Origin of the sequence: Kitasatospora sp. NPDC057500 (genome assembly GCF_042802195.1) — a bacterium.
Lineage (GTDB): Bacteria > Actinomycetota > Actinomycetes > Streptomycetales > Streptomycetaceae > Kitasatospora.
The window spans coordinates 1-15,868 of the sequence record NZ_JBHVER010000069.1 but is presented as its reverse complement, the minus strand read 5'-3'; the positions used below and the strand labels follow the sequence as shown (position 1 = coordinate 15,868).

The following is a 15,868-nucleotide window of genomic DNA, read 5'->3' as shown; positions in this document are numbered from 1 at the left end:
AGCCGACACCGCACATCGTTCATCGCGTGATGAGGTATTCGTTCCGTAGCCATACATGCAACGATGTGAGCCGTTAATGATGCGGTGGGGCTTCGCGAGAGCTCTGGGAGAAGCGGGAGACAGGTCCGATGAGCAGCGACGGGGGCAGCACGGCCCAGGTCAACGACCCCCAGGTGCGGAATCCCGCCGCCCAGGGCGGCGCGGACCCGACGGCCAGGGTGCCGAAGTACTACGGCCTCAAGCGCCACCTGCTGCAGCTTACCGAGACCCAGCCCGCCGGCACCCCGGTACCTCCCGAACGGGCACTCGCCGCGCAGTTCGACACCTCCCGCACCACCGTCCGGCAGGCGCTGCAGGAGCTGGTCGTCGAGGGCAGGCTGGAGCGCATCCAGGGCAAGGGCACCTTCGTCGCCAAGCCCAAGGTGGCCCAGGCCCTCCAGCTCACCTCCTACACCGAGGACATGCGCGCCCAGGGCCTGGAGCCCACCTCCCGGCTGATCGAGATCGGCTACATCTCCGCCGACGACCGGCTGGCCCCGCTGCTGGACATCAAGCCCGGCGGCCGGGTGCTGCGGATCGAGCGCCTGCGGCTGGCCAACGGCGACCCGATGGCCATCGAGGTGGCCCACCTGTCCGCCAAGCGGTTCCCCGCCCTGCGCCGCAACCTGGCCAAGCACAACTCGCTCTACACCGCGCTGCGCGAGGTCTACGGGGTGACCGTGGCCGAGGCCGAGGAGACCATCGAGACCACCCTCGCCAACCCGCGCGAGGCCGGGCTGCTCGGCTCCGACCTCGGCCTGCCGATGCTCCAGCTCTCCCGGCACTCCTTCGACCCGGACGGCGACCCGGTCGAGTGGGTGCGCTCGATCTACCGCGGCGACCGCTACAAGTTCATCACGCGGCTCAAGCGGCCGGAGTAGTCCGACCCGGCGCATCCGCGTTCCCGGGCCCCGGCGTGCGAGTGGCGCGCGCCGGGGCCCGTTGCGTCGTCCCGGCGCGCGCAGCGACCGGTTGGCGGGAATCTGCCCCGGATCCGGTGACACGGATCACGTGATGCTCTAGATTCCGCATCCGTACTGACTGCCGATCACCAGTGGTGCTGCTCGGCGGACCAACGGGGGCTCGCGGCTCCCGGGGGTTGCGGCGCCGGCGAGGTGAACCCTCCGAAGCGGAGCCGAACCATGTCGTCAGACCTCACCGATCAACCTGTCATGCCCGAGCCAGGCGAACCCGCGGCCCCCGGCCCGCCGGTCGTCACCCCCGAGCGGGTGCTGGCCGCGCTCGCCCTGCTGGTGCCGATCGTCGCGATGCTCTGGGTGGGCTCGTACGACAAGTCCGACCCCGAGGTGGGCGGCGTCCCGTTCTTCTACTGGTACCAGCTGCTCTGGGTCCCGGTCTCGGCCGTCTTCACGGTCGCCGCCTACCTGCTGGTCGACCGGGACGAGAAGGCCCGCCGGGCCGCCCGGGCGCGGAAGGCGGGTGGCGCCCGGTGAACGGGGTCAACGTGCCCGCGCTGACGGTCTTCGTCCTCTTCTTCCTGCTGGTCACCGTGATGGGCTTCCTCGCCTCCCGGTGGCGGCGCGCCGACAACGCGCTCCACCTCGACGAGTGGGGCCTCGGCGGGCGCAGCTTCGGGACCTGGATCACCTGGTTCCTGCTCGGCGGCGACCTCTACACCGCGTACACCTTCGTCGCCGTCCCCGCCGCCGTCTACGCGACCGGCGCCGCGGGCTTCTTCGCCGTCCCCTACACGATCATCGCCTACCCGCTGGTCTTCCTCTTCCTCCCCCGGCTCTGGTCGGTCTCCCGGGTGCACGGCTACGTCACCCCGGCCGACTTCGTGCGCGGGCGCTACGGCTCCCGGCCGCTGTCGCTGGTGGTCGCGCTCACCGGGATCCTCGCCACCATGCCGTACATCGCGCTCCAGCTGGTCGGCATCCAGGCGGTGCTGGACGTGCTGGGCGTCGGCGGCGGCGACAGCGCCAACTGGTTCGTCAAGGACCTGCCGCTGTTCATCGCCTTCGGCGTGCTCGCCGCGTACACCTACTCCTCGGGGCTGCGCGCACCGGCGCTGATCGCCTTCGTCAAGGACACCCTGGTCTACGTGGTGATCATCGTCGCGGTGATCTACATCCCGATCCGGCTCGGCGGCTACGGCCACATCTTCGACGCGGTCGGCGAGCGGTTCGGCGCCCCCAGGTCCGGCGGCTCGCTCACCCTGCCGGAGAACAAGCAGTGGACGTACGCCACGCTGGCGCTCGGCTCGGCGATGGCGCTCTTCCTCTACCCGCACTCGGTGACCGGCGTACTCGCGAGCAGGTCCCGCAACACGGTGCGCCGGAACATGGCGATCATGCCCGCGTACTCGCTGATGCTGGGGCTGCTGGCGCTGCTCGGCTTCATGGCGATCGCGGCCGGGATCGGCAAGGGCGACAAGGACTTCAACACCCAGCTCTCGGTGCCGCAGCTGTTCGAGAACATGTTCCCCGACTGGTTCACCGGCGTCGCCTTCGCGGCGATCGGCATCGGCGCGCTGGTCCCGGCGGCGATCATGTCCATCGCGGCGGCGAACCTGTTCACCCGCAACGTCTACAAGGAGTACCTGCGGCCCGCCGCCACCCCGGCGGACGAGACCCGGGTGGCCAAGCTGGTGTCGCTGCTGGTCAAGGTGGGCGCGCTGGTCTTCGTGCTCGGCATGGACAAGCAGGCGGCGATCAACCTCCAGCTGCTCGGCGGCCTGTGGATCCTGCAGACCTTCGTCGCGATCGTCGGCGGCCTGTTCACCCGCTGGTTCCACCACTGGGCGCTGCTCGCCGGCTGGGCGGCCGGCATGGTCTACGGCACCTGGGTGGCCTACGGGATCGCCAGCCCCAAGACCAGGCACTTCGGCGGGAACGCCGCCGAGATCCCCGGGATCGGCGAGATCGGCTACATCGGGCTCACCGCCTTCGTCCTCAACCTGCTGGTCTCGGTGGCGCTCACCCTGGTCCTGCGCGCCGTGAAGGCGCCGGACGGGCCGGACGAGACCCGGCCGGGCGACTACGGCGCCGAGGGCGGCGACGAGGAGCCGCAGAACGCGCCGGAGCCCGTGGCAGCGCACTGATACGCCCTGCGCGCCCTGTGGTCGCGCCGTCTCCTCCGTCAACACTGGAGGGGGCGGCGCGATCATATGTATGAACAGCCGCGTGCATGGGGCACCACACTCAGGGCACCAACCAGACCGGACCGGCAACCGGCCGGCAACTGAACGACCCACGGGGAGCGGCGGCAGATGGCAGAACTCGGCACCACCCTCAACGGCCAGCACCACACCGACGGACGGCACCGGCCGGCCGTCCCGCACCGGACCGCCGGCGCCGTCGCGGCCACCACGGCCGCCGGGCCGCCACCCGTCCCCTCGGTGCTGATCGCCACCCGCCACGGCGAGTCCACCGCCAACGTCGAGTTCCAGCTCGCCGAGGCGGCCGGCGCGCTCACCGTCCCGATCACCAGCCGGGACGCGGACATCCCGCTCTCCCTGCACGGCCGGCAGCAGGCCCACGCGCTCGGCCGCTGGTGGGCCGCCCTGCCCAGCGCCGACCGGCCGCGCAGCGTCTGGTGCTCGCCCTACGTGCGCACCGCCGAGACCGCCCGGATCGCGCTCGCCCAGGCCGCCGGCCTCGGCGCCGTCCCGGTCTCGCTCGCCGTCCGCTACGACGAGCGGCTGCGCGACCGCGAGCTCGGCATCCTGGAGATGCTGACCAAGGCCGCGATCGAGACCGGGCACCCCGGGGAGGCGGCCCGGCGGCGGAAGATGGGCGAGCTGTACTACCGCCCGCCCGGCGGCGAGTCCTGGGCCGACGTGGCGCTGCGGGTGCGCAGCGTGCTGCGCGACATCTGCGCGGAGGAGGCCGGGCGGCCGGTGCTGGTGGTCGCGCACGACTGCACGGTGCTCATGCTCCGGTACGTGCTGGACCGGCTCACCGAGGAGCAGCTGACCGCGCTGGAGCCGGTGCGCAACTGCTCCGCCAGCGTCTGGCGGGCCGAGGGCGGCCGGCTGCGGCCGGACCGCTGGAACCAGACCGGGCACCTGGAGGACGCGGGCTGAGCGCGCGCCCGGGGCCCGGGGCTCAGAGCCGGGCGGCGGCCGGGGCGGCGGGCTCGGCGAAGCAGCGGCGGTAGGCCAGCGGCGTGGTGCCCAGCCGGCGGCCGAAGTGGTGGCGCAGGGTGGCCGCGTTGCCGAAGCCGCAGCGGGCGGCGATGGCGTCCACCGGCTCGGTGGTCGACTCCAGCAGCCGCTGGGCGAGCAGCAGCCGCTGCCCGGTCAGCCAGCGGTGCGGGGTGGTGCCGGTCTCCTGGTGGAAGCGCCGGGCGAAGGTGCGCGGCGACATGTGGACCCGGGCGGCCAGCTGCTCGACGGTCGACTCCTCGTCCAGGTGGTGGCGCATCCAGTCGAGCAGCGGGGCGAGCGTCGCGCCGTCGTCCTCCGGAAGCGGCCGGTGCACGAACTGGGCCTGCCCGCCCTCCCGGTGCGGCGCCACCACCATCCGGCGGGCGATCCCCCGGGCCACCTCGGGGCCCTGCACCTTGCGCACCAGGTGCAGGCAGGCGTCGATGCCGGCCGCCGTGCCGGCGGAGGTGATCACCGGGTCGTCGTCCACGTAGAGGACGTCCGGCTCGACGGTGGTCCTCGGATGGCGGGCGGCCAGGTCGGTGGTGTACCGCCAGTGCGTGGTGGCCCGGCGGCCGTCCAGCAGGCCGGCGGCGCCGAGCACGAAGGCACCGCTGCAGATGGACAGCGCCCGGGCGCCGCCCTCGACGGCCGCCCGCAGCGCCTCCAGCAGCGGCTCCGGGTAGTCGCCGCGCGGCGAGGCGGCGGTGACCACCACCAGGTCGGCGGCGGCGAGCCGTTCGGGGCCGTGCGGGACGTCGATGGCGAAGCCGGCGTGGGTGCGGTGCGGGCCCGGGCGGGCGCCGGCGATCGCGAAGTCGTAGGCGGGCAGCCCGTCCTCGCTCCGGTCGAGACCGAACACCTCGCAGGCGACGCCGAGTTCGAAGGGGTGGATGTCCTCCATGACGACGGCCACGACGTTCTTCAGCATGCCGCCAGGGTAGCCCGCCCACTGGCAGTTTTTCGATGGCATCGGGCATTCCTGCCACTCGCCCCGGCCCTGCGCCGCCGGGAGAGTGGAGCCATGGATTCCGACACGCTCGCCAGCGCACTCGCCCTGCTCGGGGCCGTCGGCGGCTTCGGCCTGCTCGGCGGACTGATCGGACGCGACGTGGCGCGGCAGAAGGCCACCGGACGTGACAACTGGCACCGTCCGGGCGGCTACCCCGCGGACCCCGCGCTGCCCGACCGGCTCTACGGCACCATGCCCGCCGCCTCGCTCCGCCCGTCCGCCGACCCCGCCACCACCGCCCTGCTCACCCTCGGAACGGAGGCCCGCACCCCGCTCGGCGCCGTGCCGCGGGACTCCGGCACACTGACCGGATGGACATCGTCATCCGCCCGGCCCGCGCCGAGGAGTTCGAGGAAGCCGGCCGCATAACCGTCGAGGCCTTCGTCGGCGGCGGATTCACCTCGCCCGAGGGCCCGTACGCGCAGCGGCTGCGCGACGCGGCCACCCGGGCCGCCGAGGCCGAACTCCTGGTCGCGGTGGACGCGGCCGACGGGACGGTCCTCGGCTGCGTCACCTTCGCGGTCGGCGGCACCCGCTGGTCGGACGTCGCCACCCCCGAGGAGGGCGAGATCCGGATGCTCGCCACCGCCCCGGCCGCCCGCGGGCGGGGCGCCGGCGAGGCCCTGGTGCGCGCCGCGCTCGCCCGCAGCCGCGAACTCGGCCTGGCCGGCATGGCGTTCTCCACCCAGCAGGAGATGACCACCGCGCACCGGCTCTACGAGCGGGTCGGCTTCCGCCGCGCCCCGGAGCGGGACTGGTCGCCGGTCCCGGGCGTCGACCTGATGGTCTACAGCCTGGCCTTCCGACCTTCGTCCGCCCTTTCGGAAACTCCTTCCACATCGCTCAGGTGACGTTCCGCCACCGGACACGACGACCGCATTCGGGCTGCTGCTAGGATCCGCCGCATGACGACGGGGAACACGCCGGCCGGCTGGTACGACGACCCTTCCGGCCAGCCCAATGTGGAGCGTTGGTGGGACGGCGCCGCATGGGCGGGCCGCACCCGCCCCAGGCCCGCAGCCGACACCGCCGCAGCGACGAGCGGCGCCTCGGGCGCAACCCCGGAGCAGGGTGCGGCGGGCACCTTCGGCCCCGCCCCCTTCATCACTGCGGCGCCCACGACGACCGCGCCCGCAACCCCGGTCGGACCGTCCGCGGCCCAGCGGCCTTTCACGCCGACCTCCGTCGTCTTCGAGACCGTCGAACCCAACACCACCCGCCGCCGCGTCCTGATAGGCGTCGGCGCCGTGGTGCTCTCGGTGGTCATGGCCGGTGTCGGCTACTTCGTCGGCCACCGCGGCGCGGGGAGCACCGACTCCCCGAAGGCCGGCGCCTCCCCCGGCCCGTCGGCCACCGCCGACCCGAAGAGTCCGAACGGCTTCATGGGCACCGCCCTGACCGGCGGTCAGCCGCTCGCCGGCGGGAAGCAGGTGACCGGCCAGGACTCGAAGATGAACTTCATGCTGCCGACCGACTGGCAGGTCCAGACCGACCCCAAGAACCCCGCCGACGTACGCTACGCGGTCTCCCCGTACGCCTGCGTCGGCCACGGCAACGGCGCCTGCACCCGCGGCCTGGTCGTCCAGAACCTCCGGGTCCTCAACGGCGGCTGGGCCGACCCGAAGTCCATGGTCCTGGGCATGGGCCAACTGCTGTACACCGCCCGGTACGGCGCCGAGCCGCCCGCGCCACCGGAGCCGCTGAAGCAGTCCGCCATCAAGATCCAGGGCATGGACGGCTATCTGGCACTCTGGCACGTGCCGATGACCAGCGGCTCGTCGACGCCCGACTCCTACTGCGGCGTCCTGCAGGTGACCCCGGCAGCCGGCGCCACCACCGTGCCGGTCCTGCAGATCTGCCTGGACCAGGCCGCCGAGGCCCCGGCACTGGCCTTGATGGACCAGATCGCGAACTCGGTGAAGATCACCCCCTGATCGGGGAACAACCGGACGAACACCCTCCGGCGATCAGTCCAACCCCCGACGTCCCGTCACCAAGAGTGCCCCGTATGCTCACTAGCGGCCATCGGGCCTGTCGCCCGCAAGGCGGGCGCCCGGCGGTGGCAGGCACCGGGGGCAAGAGGACGGCCGCCCTGCGGCGAGCGAGACGGCACACTACGGGGGATCGGGCTGGTGGACGCCACCGACGAACGGACGACGCACGCTGACGCCCGGCGTGGCCGCGGACGGCACAGCAGGGTCCTCCCGGAGGCCCCGCACGAGCGGCGCGCCACCCGCAGCCAGTCCCGCAACGCCTCGGCCCGGCGCGCCTACCTGGCCTGCGCCGAGACCACCGGGCCCCTGGAGGACGGCGAAGGCGTCGAAGCCGTCCGCTACCGCACCGTCGCCTCACCCGGCGTCAAGTTCGTTCTGACGCTGCTTGTCGCCCTCAACGCGGCGGCCGGACTGGCGTTCGTCGGCTGGCTGCTGCTGCCCTCGCACATACCCGGTCCGGGCGTCGGCTGGTCTCCCGACTGGCGGATCAACGTCGCCCGGATCTGCTTCTGCGCCGTGATCGCCGTCGAGGTGGTGCGCCTCGTCCAGAACCTGGCCGTCTGGGTCTTCGCGTTCCGCGCCAAGGACCCCCTCCCGGTCACCGCGCCGAGCGGCCTGAAGGTCGCGGTGCTGACCACGATCGTGCCGGCCAAGGAGCCGATCGAGATCGTCGAGCGGACCCTGGCGGCCATGCTGGAGATCGAGTACGACGGCGAGGTCGACGTCTGGATCCTCGACGAGGGCGATGACGACCGGGTCAAGGCGATGGCTGCCCGGCTCGGCGTGCACCACTTCAGCCGCAAGGGCCGACCCGAGTACAACCAGGCCGAGGGCGAGTTCCGGGCCAAGACGAAGTCCGGCAACCACAACTCCTGGCGTGCAGAGCACGAGCACAAGTACGACGTGGTGGCGCAGATGGACCCGGACCACGTGCCGCTGCCGTGCTTCCTGGAGCGGACCCTCGGCTACTTCCGCGACCCCGACACCGCCTTTGTCGTCGCCCCGCAGGTGTACGGCAACATGTACGACAACTGGGTCGCGCACGGCGCCTCCGTGCAGCAGTACCTCTTCTCCGGCCTCGTGGAGCGCGGCGGCAACGGCATGGACGCGCCGCTGCTGATCGGCACCAACCACCTCTACCGGCCCACCGCCTGGCAGCAGATCGGCGGTTACCAGGACTCGATCATCGAGGACCACCTGACCAGCATGCGGGTGCAGGCCACCGAGAACCCGGCCACCGGCCGCCGCTGGAAGGGTGTCTACACCCCGGACGTGCTCGCCGTCGGCGAGGGTCCGACCTCCTGGACCGACTACTTCAACCAGCAGAAGCGCTGGGCCTTCGGCATCTGGGAGATCCTGCTCAGAACGCGGCTGCGCAAGGGCATCAAGCTGCGGCCGCGCCAGCGGGTGCTGTACGGGCTGGTGCAGTTCTACTACCCGAGTGTGGCCGCGACCACGGTGCTGGGCAGCCTCGCCACCGCTGTCTACCTGGCCTGCGGGATCACCTCGATCAAGCTCGACACCGTGCTCTGGACCTCACTGTGGGGCGCCAGCATGGGCAGCTGGTTCCTGCTCTGGCTCTGGCTGCGGCGCTTCAACCTGGCCGCCCACGAGCGGCGCGAGATCGGCATGGCCGGCATGGGTCTGGCCCTGTTCGCCGGGCCGGTGTACGTCGCGGCAGCGGTCGCCGCACTGCTGCGACGCCCACTCGCCTACGCCGTGACCGCCAAGGGCGACCTTCGCAGCGCCGAGCGGCTGTCGACCTTCCGGCTGCATCTGCTCTGGGCCGCCGTCGCGGCCGGGCTGCTCGGCGCCAGCTTCACCCTGCACCACGACATCTGGCTGCTCCGCTTCTGGGCCGGCCTCAGCATGTTCACCGGCATCGCCCCGCCGGTCATCTCCTTCGTCAGCGCGCGCCGGATCGCGCGGGCCGAACGCAGGGCCACCGCTGTGCTGCCCCGCCAACGCCGCCGGGACACCGCCCCGGACGATTCCGGCACCGGCGACGGCAAGGAGCGGACCAGCGGGATGGCCGGCCCCCCCGCACACGAACTGGCGGACTTGCTGGAGCCGGCCCCGGCCAGCGGCGGCCGGAAGGGCGGTCGCTGATGCTGCGGATCACCGTGCCCCGGATCATCGGCCTGCTCGCGCTGGCGCTGATGGTCGGCTACACCTTCGTGCTCGCGCCGAAGTACAACGCCCGCCACGAGCCCGAGCCTTACGTCTTCGCCGGCGCCGCGCCGACCGCGATGCCGCCCTGGCTGGTCGCCGCGCTGGCCGAGCAGCCGGCCCCGACCGCCGCCCCCGCCGCCCCGTCCGCCCCCTCCTCCACGGCACCGGCGGGCGACGGGCCGAGCGCCGAACCGGCCCCGGCGGAGACGGCCGCACCGGCGCAGTTCCCGGCGCCCGGCGACGCGTTCATGGGCATCATGACCAAGGCCGGGCCCTATGACTTCGGTCCGGTCGACGAGTTCACCGCCGCGGTGAAACGCCGGCCGAGTGTGCTGGAGTTCTCCGTCGGCTGGTGGGACAAGCAGTTCGACCGCCGGATCTTCGACAGCGTGGCCGAACGCGGAATCATGCCGATGGTGGCCTGGGAGCCGTGGGACTTCCGCAAGGAGTCAAAGGTCGACAAGCTCCGCGGCGAGCAGCCCGACTACGCGCTGCGCCGCATCATCGGCGGCGAGTTCGACACGTACATCAAGCAGTGGGCGGAGGGCGTCAAGGGCCTCGGCTACCCGATCGCACTGCGCTTCGCCCACGAGATGAACGGCTACTGGTACCCGTGGGCGGAGCAGTCCAACGGCAACCACCGCGGCGAGTACGCGCAGGCCTGGAAGCACGTCCACGACCTCTTCCGTCAGGCCGGCGCGGACAAGGTGGTCTGGGTCTGGAGCCCGAACCTCGACTACGAGAACGCCACCCCGCTGGAGTCGCTCTACCCCGGTGACGACTACGTCGACTGGATCGGCCTGTCCGGCTACTACGGCACCATCGGCATGGAGAAGTACGCCTCGTTCGACCAGATCTTCGAGCCGACGCTGAAGAAGCTGCGCATGTTCAGCCAGAAGCCCCTGGTGATCACCGAAACCGCCGCCACCGACAGCTCCGGCCAGAAAGCCCGCTGGATCACCGAGATGTTCGCACAGCTACCCGCGCACCCCGACATCATCGGCCTGATCTGGTACGAGGCCGTCAAGGAGGTCGACTGGCGGGTCACCGCGTCCGAGGCCGCCGGCGCAGCGTACGCTGCCGGCGTTGCCGCACCCCGGTACGCCGGGCAGTGGACCGTCCGCTCCCAGCCGCTGCTGACCGCCGTGCCGCCGCCCGCCCCGCCGCCCGCTTCCCCGGCCCCAGCCACCTCCCCCAGCGCCTCGCCAACGCCGAGCGCGAAGCCGTCCGCCCCGACCACTCCCCGGCCGTCCGGCTCAAGCACTCCCACGAGGAAGCCGACCGCCACCAAGCCGCGGACCAGTCCGTCGGCCAACGCCGGATAGCCTCGGCCGAACGGCGGACACGCCCCACTCGCGACGACGCCGGAGGCGACCACCGGCACACACCGAACACCAGTACCCGTTGGGAGGCGAGACATCATGGCCCGCCCGAACCCGCCCGCACTCCGGCGCCCCCGGACGCGTGCCTGGTGGTGGCTCGCGCCGACCACCCTACTGATGCTCTGCCTGTGCGCTGTGCTGATCCCGCGCAAGAGCGCCCCGGCCCCCGCCCCCGCCGCCGAAACCCCGCCGCCGCTGGCCTCTGCCGAGCCCGGCGAACTGTGCTCCACCGCGCAGAACCGCTACCCCTCGCAGCCGGTGGACTCCGGGCGCTACATCATCAACCCCAACGAGTGGAACGCCGGGGGCGGCCTGTGCATCCGTGGCAGCGCCGACAGCGCCGTCTTCACCGTCACCCGCAGCGCGGTCGCCCGCGGCAATCTCACCGACCCGGACCGCGGCCCCGGCGCCTACCCGCACATCAGCACCCCCCTCGGCGGCGACGGCGTCAGCCCACTGCCCGTCGCCGTCGACAACCTGCGGTACGCCACCAGCAGTTGGCGCACCACCCAGGTCGACGGCGGCATCTGGAACGCCTCCTACGACCTCTGGTACAGCACCGTCCAGGGCAGCTGCTCCTTCACCGAGAGCGCCGAGGTGATGATCTGGCTGCGCGGCAACGGCACCTCGCCGTTCGGCAAGCGGTCCGGCGAGCTGCGTACCGGCGGCCACTCCTACCGGGTGTACGAGGCGCCGAAGAAGAGCAGCCACACCCTGATCACCTACGAGTCGGTCTCCGCCACCAACGTCGTCACCGATCTCGACCTGCGCGCCTTCACCCACGACGCGGTCCAGCGCGGCTACGTCCCGGCCGGCTCCTACCTGTGCGCCGTCCAGGCCGGCTTCGAGATCTGGGAGGGCGGCACGGGCCTCAGCACCGACGCGTTCTCCTTCGACGTCGCCGCAGGTCGCCCCGGCGGTGCGATCACCTCCGCAGTGCCCGGCTACTGCCTGGACAGCCGGGTGGCCGGCGATCCGGCCCTGGTGGGCGTCGCCACCTGCGACGGATCCCCGGCCCAGACCTGGAGCACGGGCGAGGACGGCTCCATCGGCCAGACCGGACGCTGCCTGGAGGACCCGGCCATTGGCTTCCCGGTCCTGACCGGCTGCACCCACCGGCCCGACCAGCGCTGGCATGCCACCGACACCGGGCAGCTACGGAACGAGGGCACCGGAAAGTGCGTGGAGAACCCCGCCACCGGCCCCACCGGCACCGGAACGGGCTCCCAGCAGGTGCGGATGCGGCTGTGCGCCACACGCGCCGCCCAGGAGTGGCACGCGCCCGTCTGACGGCCGCTGGAAACCCCGGCAGCCTATCGCACCCGACCGCCGACACGAAGCCTCGCGACACTACATCTGGGGCTTCGTCTGACAGACGGCACTAGATGTATGCTCACTCCTGCTGTCGACGCAGGGGAACCCGGTGCGAGTCCGGGACTGCCCCGCAGCGGTGTGCGGCCGCCTCCCCGAGGGGCTCCGCGAGTCCGAGTACCTGCCGACGGCGTGCCGACGCCTCCCCGCAGGGGCCATGGCACCAGCACCACCATCCGGGCCTCGCGGGCGGGCCGGGGACGACACGCGCGCGACGCCTCCGGGCCGCGCGGCGAGCTCCCCTGCCCCGAACGGTCCGGTACCCCGAGCCACGCCGCCGACCGCCGCCAGGAGAGAGCGCCTTGACCACCGCTGCCTCAGCCACCCTGCCCGCCCAGGGTTCCAGCTCCGCCCCCGCCGACCCGACGGTCTCCGACCCCGGCGGTGCGCTCCTGCGCCTCCTGACCGACCGCAGCGCCGACCTCCCCCAGGTCGACCCCGGCCATGTCGCCGCCGCCGCGCTCCGCGGCCGCCACGCCGGCTCGGACTTCGCCGAGCTGCGCGGGCTGGCCGTCGACGCCGCCGCGTCGATGATCGCCGAGGACCCGCAGTACTCCAAGCTCGCGGCCCGCCTGCTCGCGCTGGAGATCGTGGACGAGGCGGCGAGCCAGGGCGTGGTCTCGTTCTCCACCTCGATCGCGGTCGGCCACGCCGAGGGCCTGATCGGCGACACCACCGCCGACTTCGTCGCCAAGCACACCGCCGCCCTCGACGCCCTGGTCGACCTGAGCGGCGACGACCGCTTCGAGTACTTCGGCCTGCGCACCGTGCAGTCCCGGTACCTGCTGCGCCACCCGATCACCCGCAAGGTCGTCGAGACCCCGCAGTACTTCCTGCTCCGCGTCGCCTGTGGCCTGGCGGTCGGCGACACCGAGCAGTCGGTCGCCGAGGTCGCCGAGCTGTACCGCCTGATGAGCCGGCTGGAGTACCTGACCTCCTCGCCGACCCTCTTCAACTCCGGCACCCGGCACCCCCAGATGTCCAGCTGCTACCTGCTGGACTCCCCGCTGGACAACCTGGACTCGATCTACTCCCGCTACGCGCAGATCGCCCGGCTGTCCAAGCACGCCGGCGGCATCGGCCTGTCCTACTCCCGGATCCGCTCGCGCGGCTCGCTGATCCGCGGCACCAACGGCAAGTCCAACGGCATCGTGCCGTTCCTGCGCACCCTCGACTCCTCGGTCGCCGCCGTCAACCAGGGCGGCCGCCGCAAGGGCGCGGCCTGCGTCTACCTGGAGACCTGGCACGCGGACATCGAGGAGTTCCTGGAGCTGCGCGACAACACCGGTGAGGAGGCGCGCCGCACCCACAACCTCAACCTGGCGCACTGGATCCCGGACGAGTTCATGCGCCGGGTCAACGCCAACGCCGACTGGTCGCTGTTCTCCCCCGCCGACGTCCCCGAGCTGGTCGACCTGTGGGGCGAGGAGTTCGACGAGGCCTACCTGAAGGCCGAGCTGGCCGGCAAGGCCGTGCGCACCATCCCCGCGCAGACCCTCTACGCCCGGATGATGCGCACCCTGGCGCAGACCGGCAACGGCTGGATGACCTTCAAGGACGCCTCCAACCGCGCCGCCAACCAGACCGCGCTGCCCGGCCGCACGGTGCACTCCTCCAACCTCTGCACGGAGATCCTGGAGGTCACCGACGACTCCGAGACCGCCGTCTGCAACCTCGGCTCGGTCAACCTCGGCGCCCACGTGGCCGAGGGCGCGTCGGCCGGCGACCTGCTGAACGCGATGGACTGGGAGCGCCTGGACGCCACCGTGCGCACGGCCGTCACCTTCCTCGACCGCGTGGTGGACATCAACTTCTACCCGACCCCCGAGGCCGGCGCCTCCAACTCGCGCTGGCGGCCGGTGGGCCTCGGCGTGATGGGCCTCCAGGACGTCTTCTTCCAGCTGCGGATCGACTTCGACTCGGCCGAGGCCAAGGCGCTCTCCACCCTGATCGCCGAGCGCATCATGCTCACCGCCTACGAGCGCTCCGCCGACCTGGCCGAGCAGCTGGGCCGCCACGAGGCCTACGGCGAGACCCGCGCCGCCCGCGGCGAGCTGCACATCGACCACTTCGGTTCCGCCGCTCCCGAGTGGGCCGACCGCTGGGCCGCCCTGCGCACCCGGATCGCCGGGACCGGCCTGCGCAACTCGCTGCTGCTCGCCATCGCGCCGACCGCGACCATCGCGTCCATCGCCGGCGTGTACGAGTGCATCGAGCCGCAGGTGTCCAACCTGTTCAAGCGCGAGACCCTCTCCGGCGAGTTCCTCCAGGTCAACCCCTACCTGGTGCGCGACCTCAAGGAACTGGGCGTCTGGGACCAGCAGACCCGCGACGCGCTGCGCGACGCCAACGGCTCGGTGCAGGACCTCGGCTGGCTGCCCGCCGAGATCCGCTCGCTGTACCGCACGGCGTGGGAGCTGCCGCAGCGCGCGCTGATCGACCTGGCCGCGGCCCGCATGCCGTACATCGACCAGAGCCAGTCGCTGAACCTGTTCATGGCCGCGCCGACCATCGGCAAGCTCAGCTCGATGTACGCCTACGCGTGGAAGGTCGGCCTGAAGACCACCTACTACCTGCGCTCGCGCCCGGCCACCCGGATCGCCCAGGCCGCGTCCGGCACCGCCCGCGCCGCCGCGCCGGTGCCCGTGAACGCGCCCACCCTCACCCCCGAGGAAGAGGCCGCGCTGGCCTGCTCCCTGGAGAACCCCGAGTCCTGCGAGGCCTGCCAGTAATGTCCGACGACGACCGCAAGATGCTGCTCGACCCCGGCTTCGAGCTGACGCTGCGCCCGATGCGCTACCCGTCGTTCTACGACCGGTACCGCGACGCCATCAAGAACACCTGGACGGTGGAGGAGGTGGACCTGCACTCGGACGTCGCCGACCTGGCGAAGCTGAGCGAGGGCGAGCGTCACATGATCGGCCGGCTGGTCGCGTTCTTCGCGACCGGCGACTCGATCGTCGCGAACAACGTGGTGCTGAGCCTCTACAAGCACATCAACTCCCCGGAGGCGCGGCTCTACCTGAGCCGTCAGCTGTTCGAGGAGGCCGTGCACGTCCAGTTCTATCTGACGCTGCTGGACACCTACCTTCCGGACCCGGAGGACCGCAACGCGGCCTTCGCCGCGGTGGAGAACATCCCCTCCATCCACCAGAAGGCCCAGTTCTGCTTCAAGTACATGAACGCGGTCGACCACATCGACTCGCTGCAGACCAAGGAGGACCGCCGCGCGTTCCTCATCAACCTGATCTGCTTCGCGGCGTGCGTCGAGGGCCTGTTCTTCTACGGTGCGTTCGCGTACGTGTACTGGTTCCGCAGCCGGGGCCTGCTGCACGGCCTGGCGACCGGCACCAACTGGGTGTTCCGCGACGAGTCCATGCACATGGACTTCGCCATGTCGGTGGTCGACACCGTCCGCGAGGAGGAGCCCGACCTCTTCGACGACGAGATGGCCAAGCAGGTCACGGAGATGCTGGAGGAGGCCGTCGAGGCCGAGCTCCAGTTCGCCCGCGACCTCTGCGGTGACGGCCTGCCCGGCATGAACACCGAGTCGATGCGCGAGTACCTCCAGGCCGTGGCCGACCAGCGCCTCGCCCGCCTCGGCCTCCCGATCCGCTACGGCTCGACGAACCCGTTCGGCTTCATGGAGCTGCAGAACGTCCAGGAGCTGACCAACTTCTTCGAGCGCCGCGTGTCGGCCTACCAGGTCGCCGTCGAGGGCTCGGTCTCCTTCGACGACGACTTCTAGAGATAGAAGAAGACAAAGAGGTGCCCCGCGCGGCATGGC

General features: G+C 71.9%; 13 protein-coding genes and 1 riboswitch. Of the genes, 12 read left to right on the top strand and 1 reads right to left on the bottom strand.

Annotated features, from left to right (window positions below):
- Nucleotides 1-128: 128 nt before the first annotated feature.
- The 4 genes from ACFU74_RS17090 to ACFU74_RS17075 all read left to right on the top strand — a co-directional run bounded on the left by ACFU74_RS17090 (nt 129) and on the right by ACFU74_RS17075 (nt 4,087).
- On the top strand, nt 129-920 hold the full coding sequence (locus tag ACFU74_RS17090) for a GntR family transcriptional regulator (protein ID WP_380757287.1): 792 nt from the start codon (nt 129-131) through the stop codon (nt 918-920).
- Between the two features lie 291 nt (nt 921-1,211).
- Nucleotides 1,212-1,493 carry a DUF3311 domain-containing protein gene (locus ACFU74_RS17085; RefSeq protein WP_380757285.1) on the top strand — a complete coding sequence of 94 codons (282 nt, stop codon included), beginning with the start codon at nt 1,212-1,214 and terminating at the stop codon, nt 1,491-1,493.
- Between the two features lie 59 nt (nt 1,494-1,552).
- Nucleotides 1,553-3,103 (top strand): monocarboxylate uptake permease MctP, encoded by a 1,551-nt coding sequence (gene mctP / locus ACFU74_RS17080; RefSeq protein ID WP_380757322.1) that lies wholly within the window; start codon nt 1,553-1,555, stop codon nt 3,101-3,103.
- Nucleotides 3,104-3,271: 168 nt separating this feature from the next.
- Nucleotides 3,272-4,087: a histidine phosphatase family protein gene (locus ACFU74_RS17075; protein WP_380757283.1), complete on the top strand. Its 816-nt coding sequence runs from the start codon at nt 3,272-3,274 to the stop codon at nt 4,085-4,087.
- Between the two features lie 22 nt (nt 4,088-4,109).
- On the opposite strand, the gene ACFU74_RS17070 is transcribed toward ACFU74_RS17075, so the two are convergent.
- Nucleotides 4,110-5,081, bottom strand: coding sequence for a helix-turn-helix domain-containing protein (locus tag ACFU74_RS17070; RefSeq protein WP_380757280.1), 972 nt, complete (start codon nt 5,079-5,081; stop codon nt 4,110-4,112).
- Between the two features lie 93 nt (nt 5,082-5,174).
- Here ACFU74_RS17070 and ACFU74_RS17065 point away from each other — a divergent pair, with 93 nt between their 5' ends.
- The 8 genes from ACFU74_RS17065 to ACFU74_RS17030 all read left to right on the top strand — a co-directional run bounded on the left by ACFU74_RS17065 (nt 5,175) and on the right by ACFU74_RS17030 (nt 15,829).
- A complete protein-coding gene (locus ACFU74_RS17065; protein ID WP_380757278.1) occupies nt 5,175-5,531 on the top strand; it encodes a hypothetical protein in 357 nt (118 codons plus the stop codon).
- Complete coding sequence (locus tag ACFU74_RS17060; protein WP_380757276.1) at nt 5,474-6,013, top strand: GNAT family N-acetyltransferase; 540 nt, start codon at nt 5,474-5,476, stop codon at nt 6,011-6,013. Before ACFU74_RS17065 ends, ACFU74_RS17060 begins: the two co-directional genes overlap by 58 nt.
- Before the next feature lie 54 nt (nt 6,014-6,067).
- Nucleotides 6,068-7,096 carry a DUF2510 domain-containing protein gene (locus tag ACFU74_RS17055; RefSeq protein WP_380757274.1) on the top strand — a complete coding sequence of 343 codons (1,029 nt, stop codon included), beginning with the start codon at nt 6,068-6,070 and terminating at the stop codon, nt 7,094-7,096.
- Nucleotides 7,097-7,294: 198 nt separating this feature from the next.
- Nucleotides 7,295-9,265, top strand: a complete 1,971-nt coding sequence (locus tag ACFU74_RS17050; protein ID WP_380757272.1) for a glycosyltransferase family 2 protein — start codon at nt 7,295-7,297, stop codon at nt 9,263-9,265.
- Nucleotides 9,265-10,653, top strand: coding sequence for a glycoside hydrolase family 26 protein (locus ACFU74_RS17045; RefSeq protein WP_380757270.1), 1,389 nt, complete (start codon nt 9,265-9,267; stop codon nt 10,651-10,653). Before ACFU74_RS17050 ends, ACFU74_RS17045 begins: the two co-directional genes overlap by 1 nt.
- A 174-nt stretch (nt 10,654-10,827) precedes the next feature.
- Nucleotides 10,828-12,000: a ricin-type beta-trefoil lectin domain protein gene (locus tag ACFU74_RS17040; protein WP_380757268.1), complete on the top strand. Its 1,173-nt coding sequence runs from the start codon at nt 10,828-10,830 to the stop codon at nt 11,998-12,000.
- Between the two features lie 69 nt (nt 12,001-12,069).
- Nucleotides 12,070-12,225, top strand: a riboswitch (cobalamin riboswitch).
- 182 nt (nt 12,226-12,407) lie between these two features.
- Nucleotides 12,408-14,813, top strand: a complete 2,406-nt coding sequence (locus ACFU74_RS17035) for a ribonucleoside-diphosphate reductase subunit alpha (RefSeq protein WP_380757320.1) — start codon at nt 12,408-12,410, stop codon at nt 14,811-14,813.
- Nucleotides 14,813-15,829, top strand: a complete 1,017-nt coding sequence (locus ACFU74_RS17030) for a ribonucleotide-diphosphate reductase subunit beta (RefSeq protein ID WP_380757266.1) — start codon at nt 14,813-14,815, stop codon at nt 15,827-15,829. Before ACFU74_RS17035 ends, ACFU74_RS17030 begins: the two co-directional genes overlap by 1 nt.
- The last annotated feature ends 39 nt before the right edge of the window (nt 15,830-15,868 follow it).

Excerpts from the sequence above, each read along its gene's own strand:
- ACFU74_RS17065 (WP_380757278.1), top strand. The coding sequence starts at position 5,175 with ATGGATTCCGACACGCTCGCCAGCGCACTCGCCCTGCTCGGGGCCGTC.
- ACFU74_RS17090 (WP_380757287.1), top strand. The coding sequence starts at position 129 with ATGAGCAGCGACGGGGGCAGCACGGCCCAGGTCAACGACCCCCAGGTG.
- mctP (WP_380757322.1), top strand. The coding sequence starts at position 1,553 with ATGGGCTTCCTCGCCTCCCGGTGGCGGCGCGCCGACAACGCGCTCCAC.
- ACFU74_RS17085 (WP_380757285.1), top strand. The coding sequence starts at position 1,212 with ATGCCCGAGCCAGGCGAACCCGCGGCCCCCGGCCCGCCGGTCGTCACC.
- ACFU74_RS17060 (WP_380757276.1), top strand. The coding sequence starts at position 5,474 with ATGGACATCGTCATCCGCCCGGCCCGCGCCGAGGAGTTCGAGGAAGCC.
- ACFU74_RS17055 (WP_380757274.1), top strand. The coding sequence starts at position 6,068 with ATGACGACGGGGAACACGCCGGCCGGCTGGTACGACGACCCTTCCGGC.
- ACFU74_RS17030 (WP_380757266.1), top strand. The coding sequence starts at position 14,813 with ATGTCCGACGACGACCGCAAGATGCTGCTCGACCCCGGCTTCGAGCTG.
- ACFU74_RS17045 (WP_380757270.1), top strand. The coding sequence starts at position 9,265 with ATGCTGCGGATCACCGTGCCCCGGATCATCGGCCTGCTCGCGCTGGCG.
- ACFU74_RS17040 (WP_380757268.1), top strand. The coding sequence starts at position 10,828 with ATGCTCTGCCTGTGCGCTGTGCTGATCCCGCGCAAGAGCGCCCCGGCC.
- ACFU74_RS17070 (WP_380757280.1), bottom strand. The coding sequence starts at position 5,081 with ATGCTGAAGAACGTCGTGGCCGTCGTCATGGAGGACATCCACCCCTTC.
- ACFU74_RS17075 (WP_380757283.1), top strand. The coding sequence starts at position 3,272 with ATGGCAGAACTCGGCACCACCCTCAACGGCCAGCACCACACCGACGGA.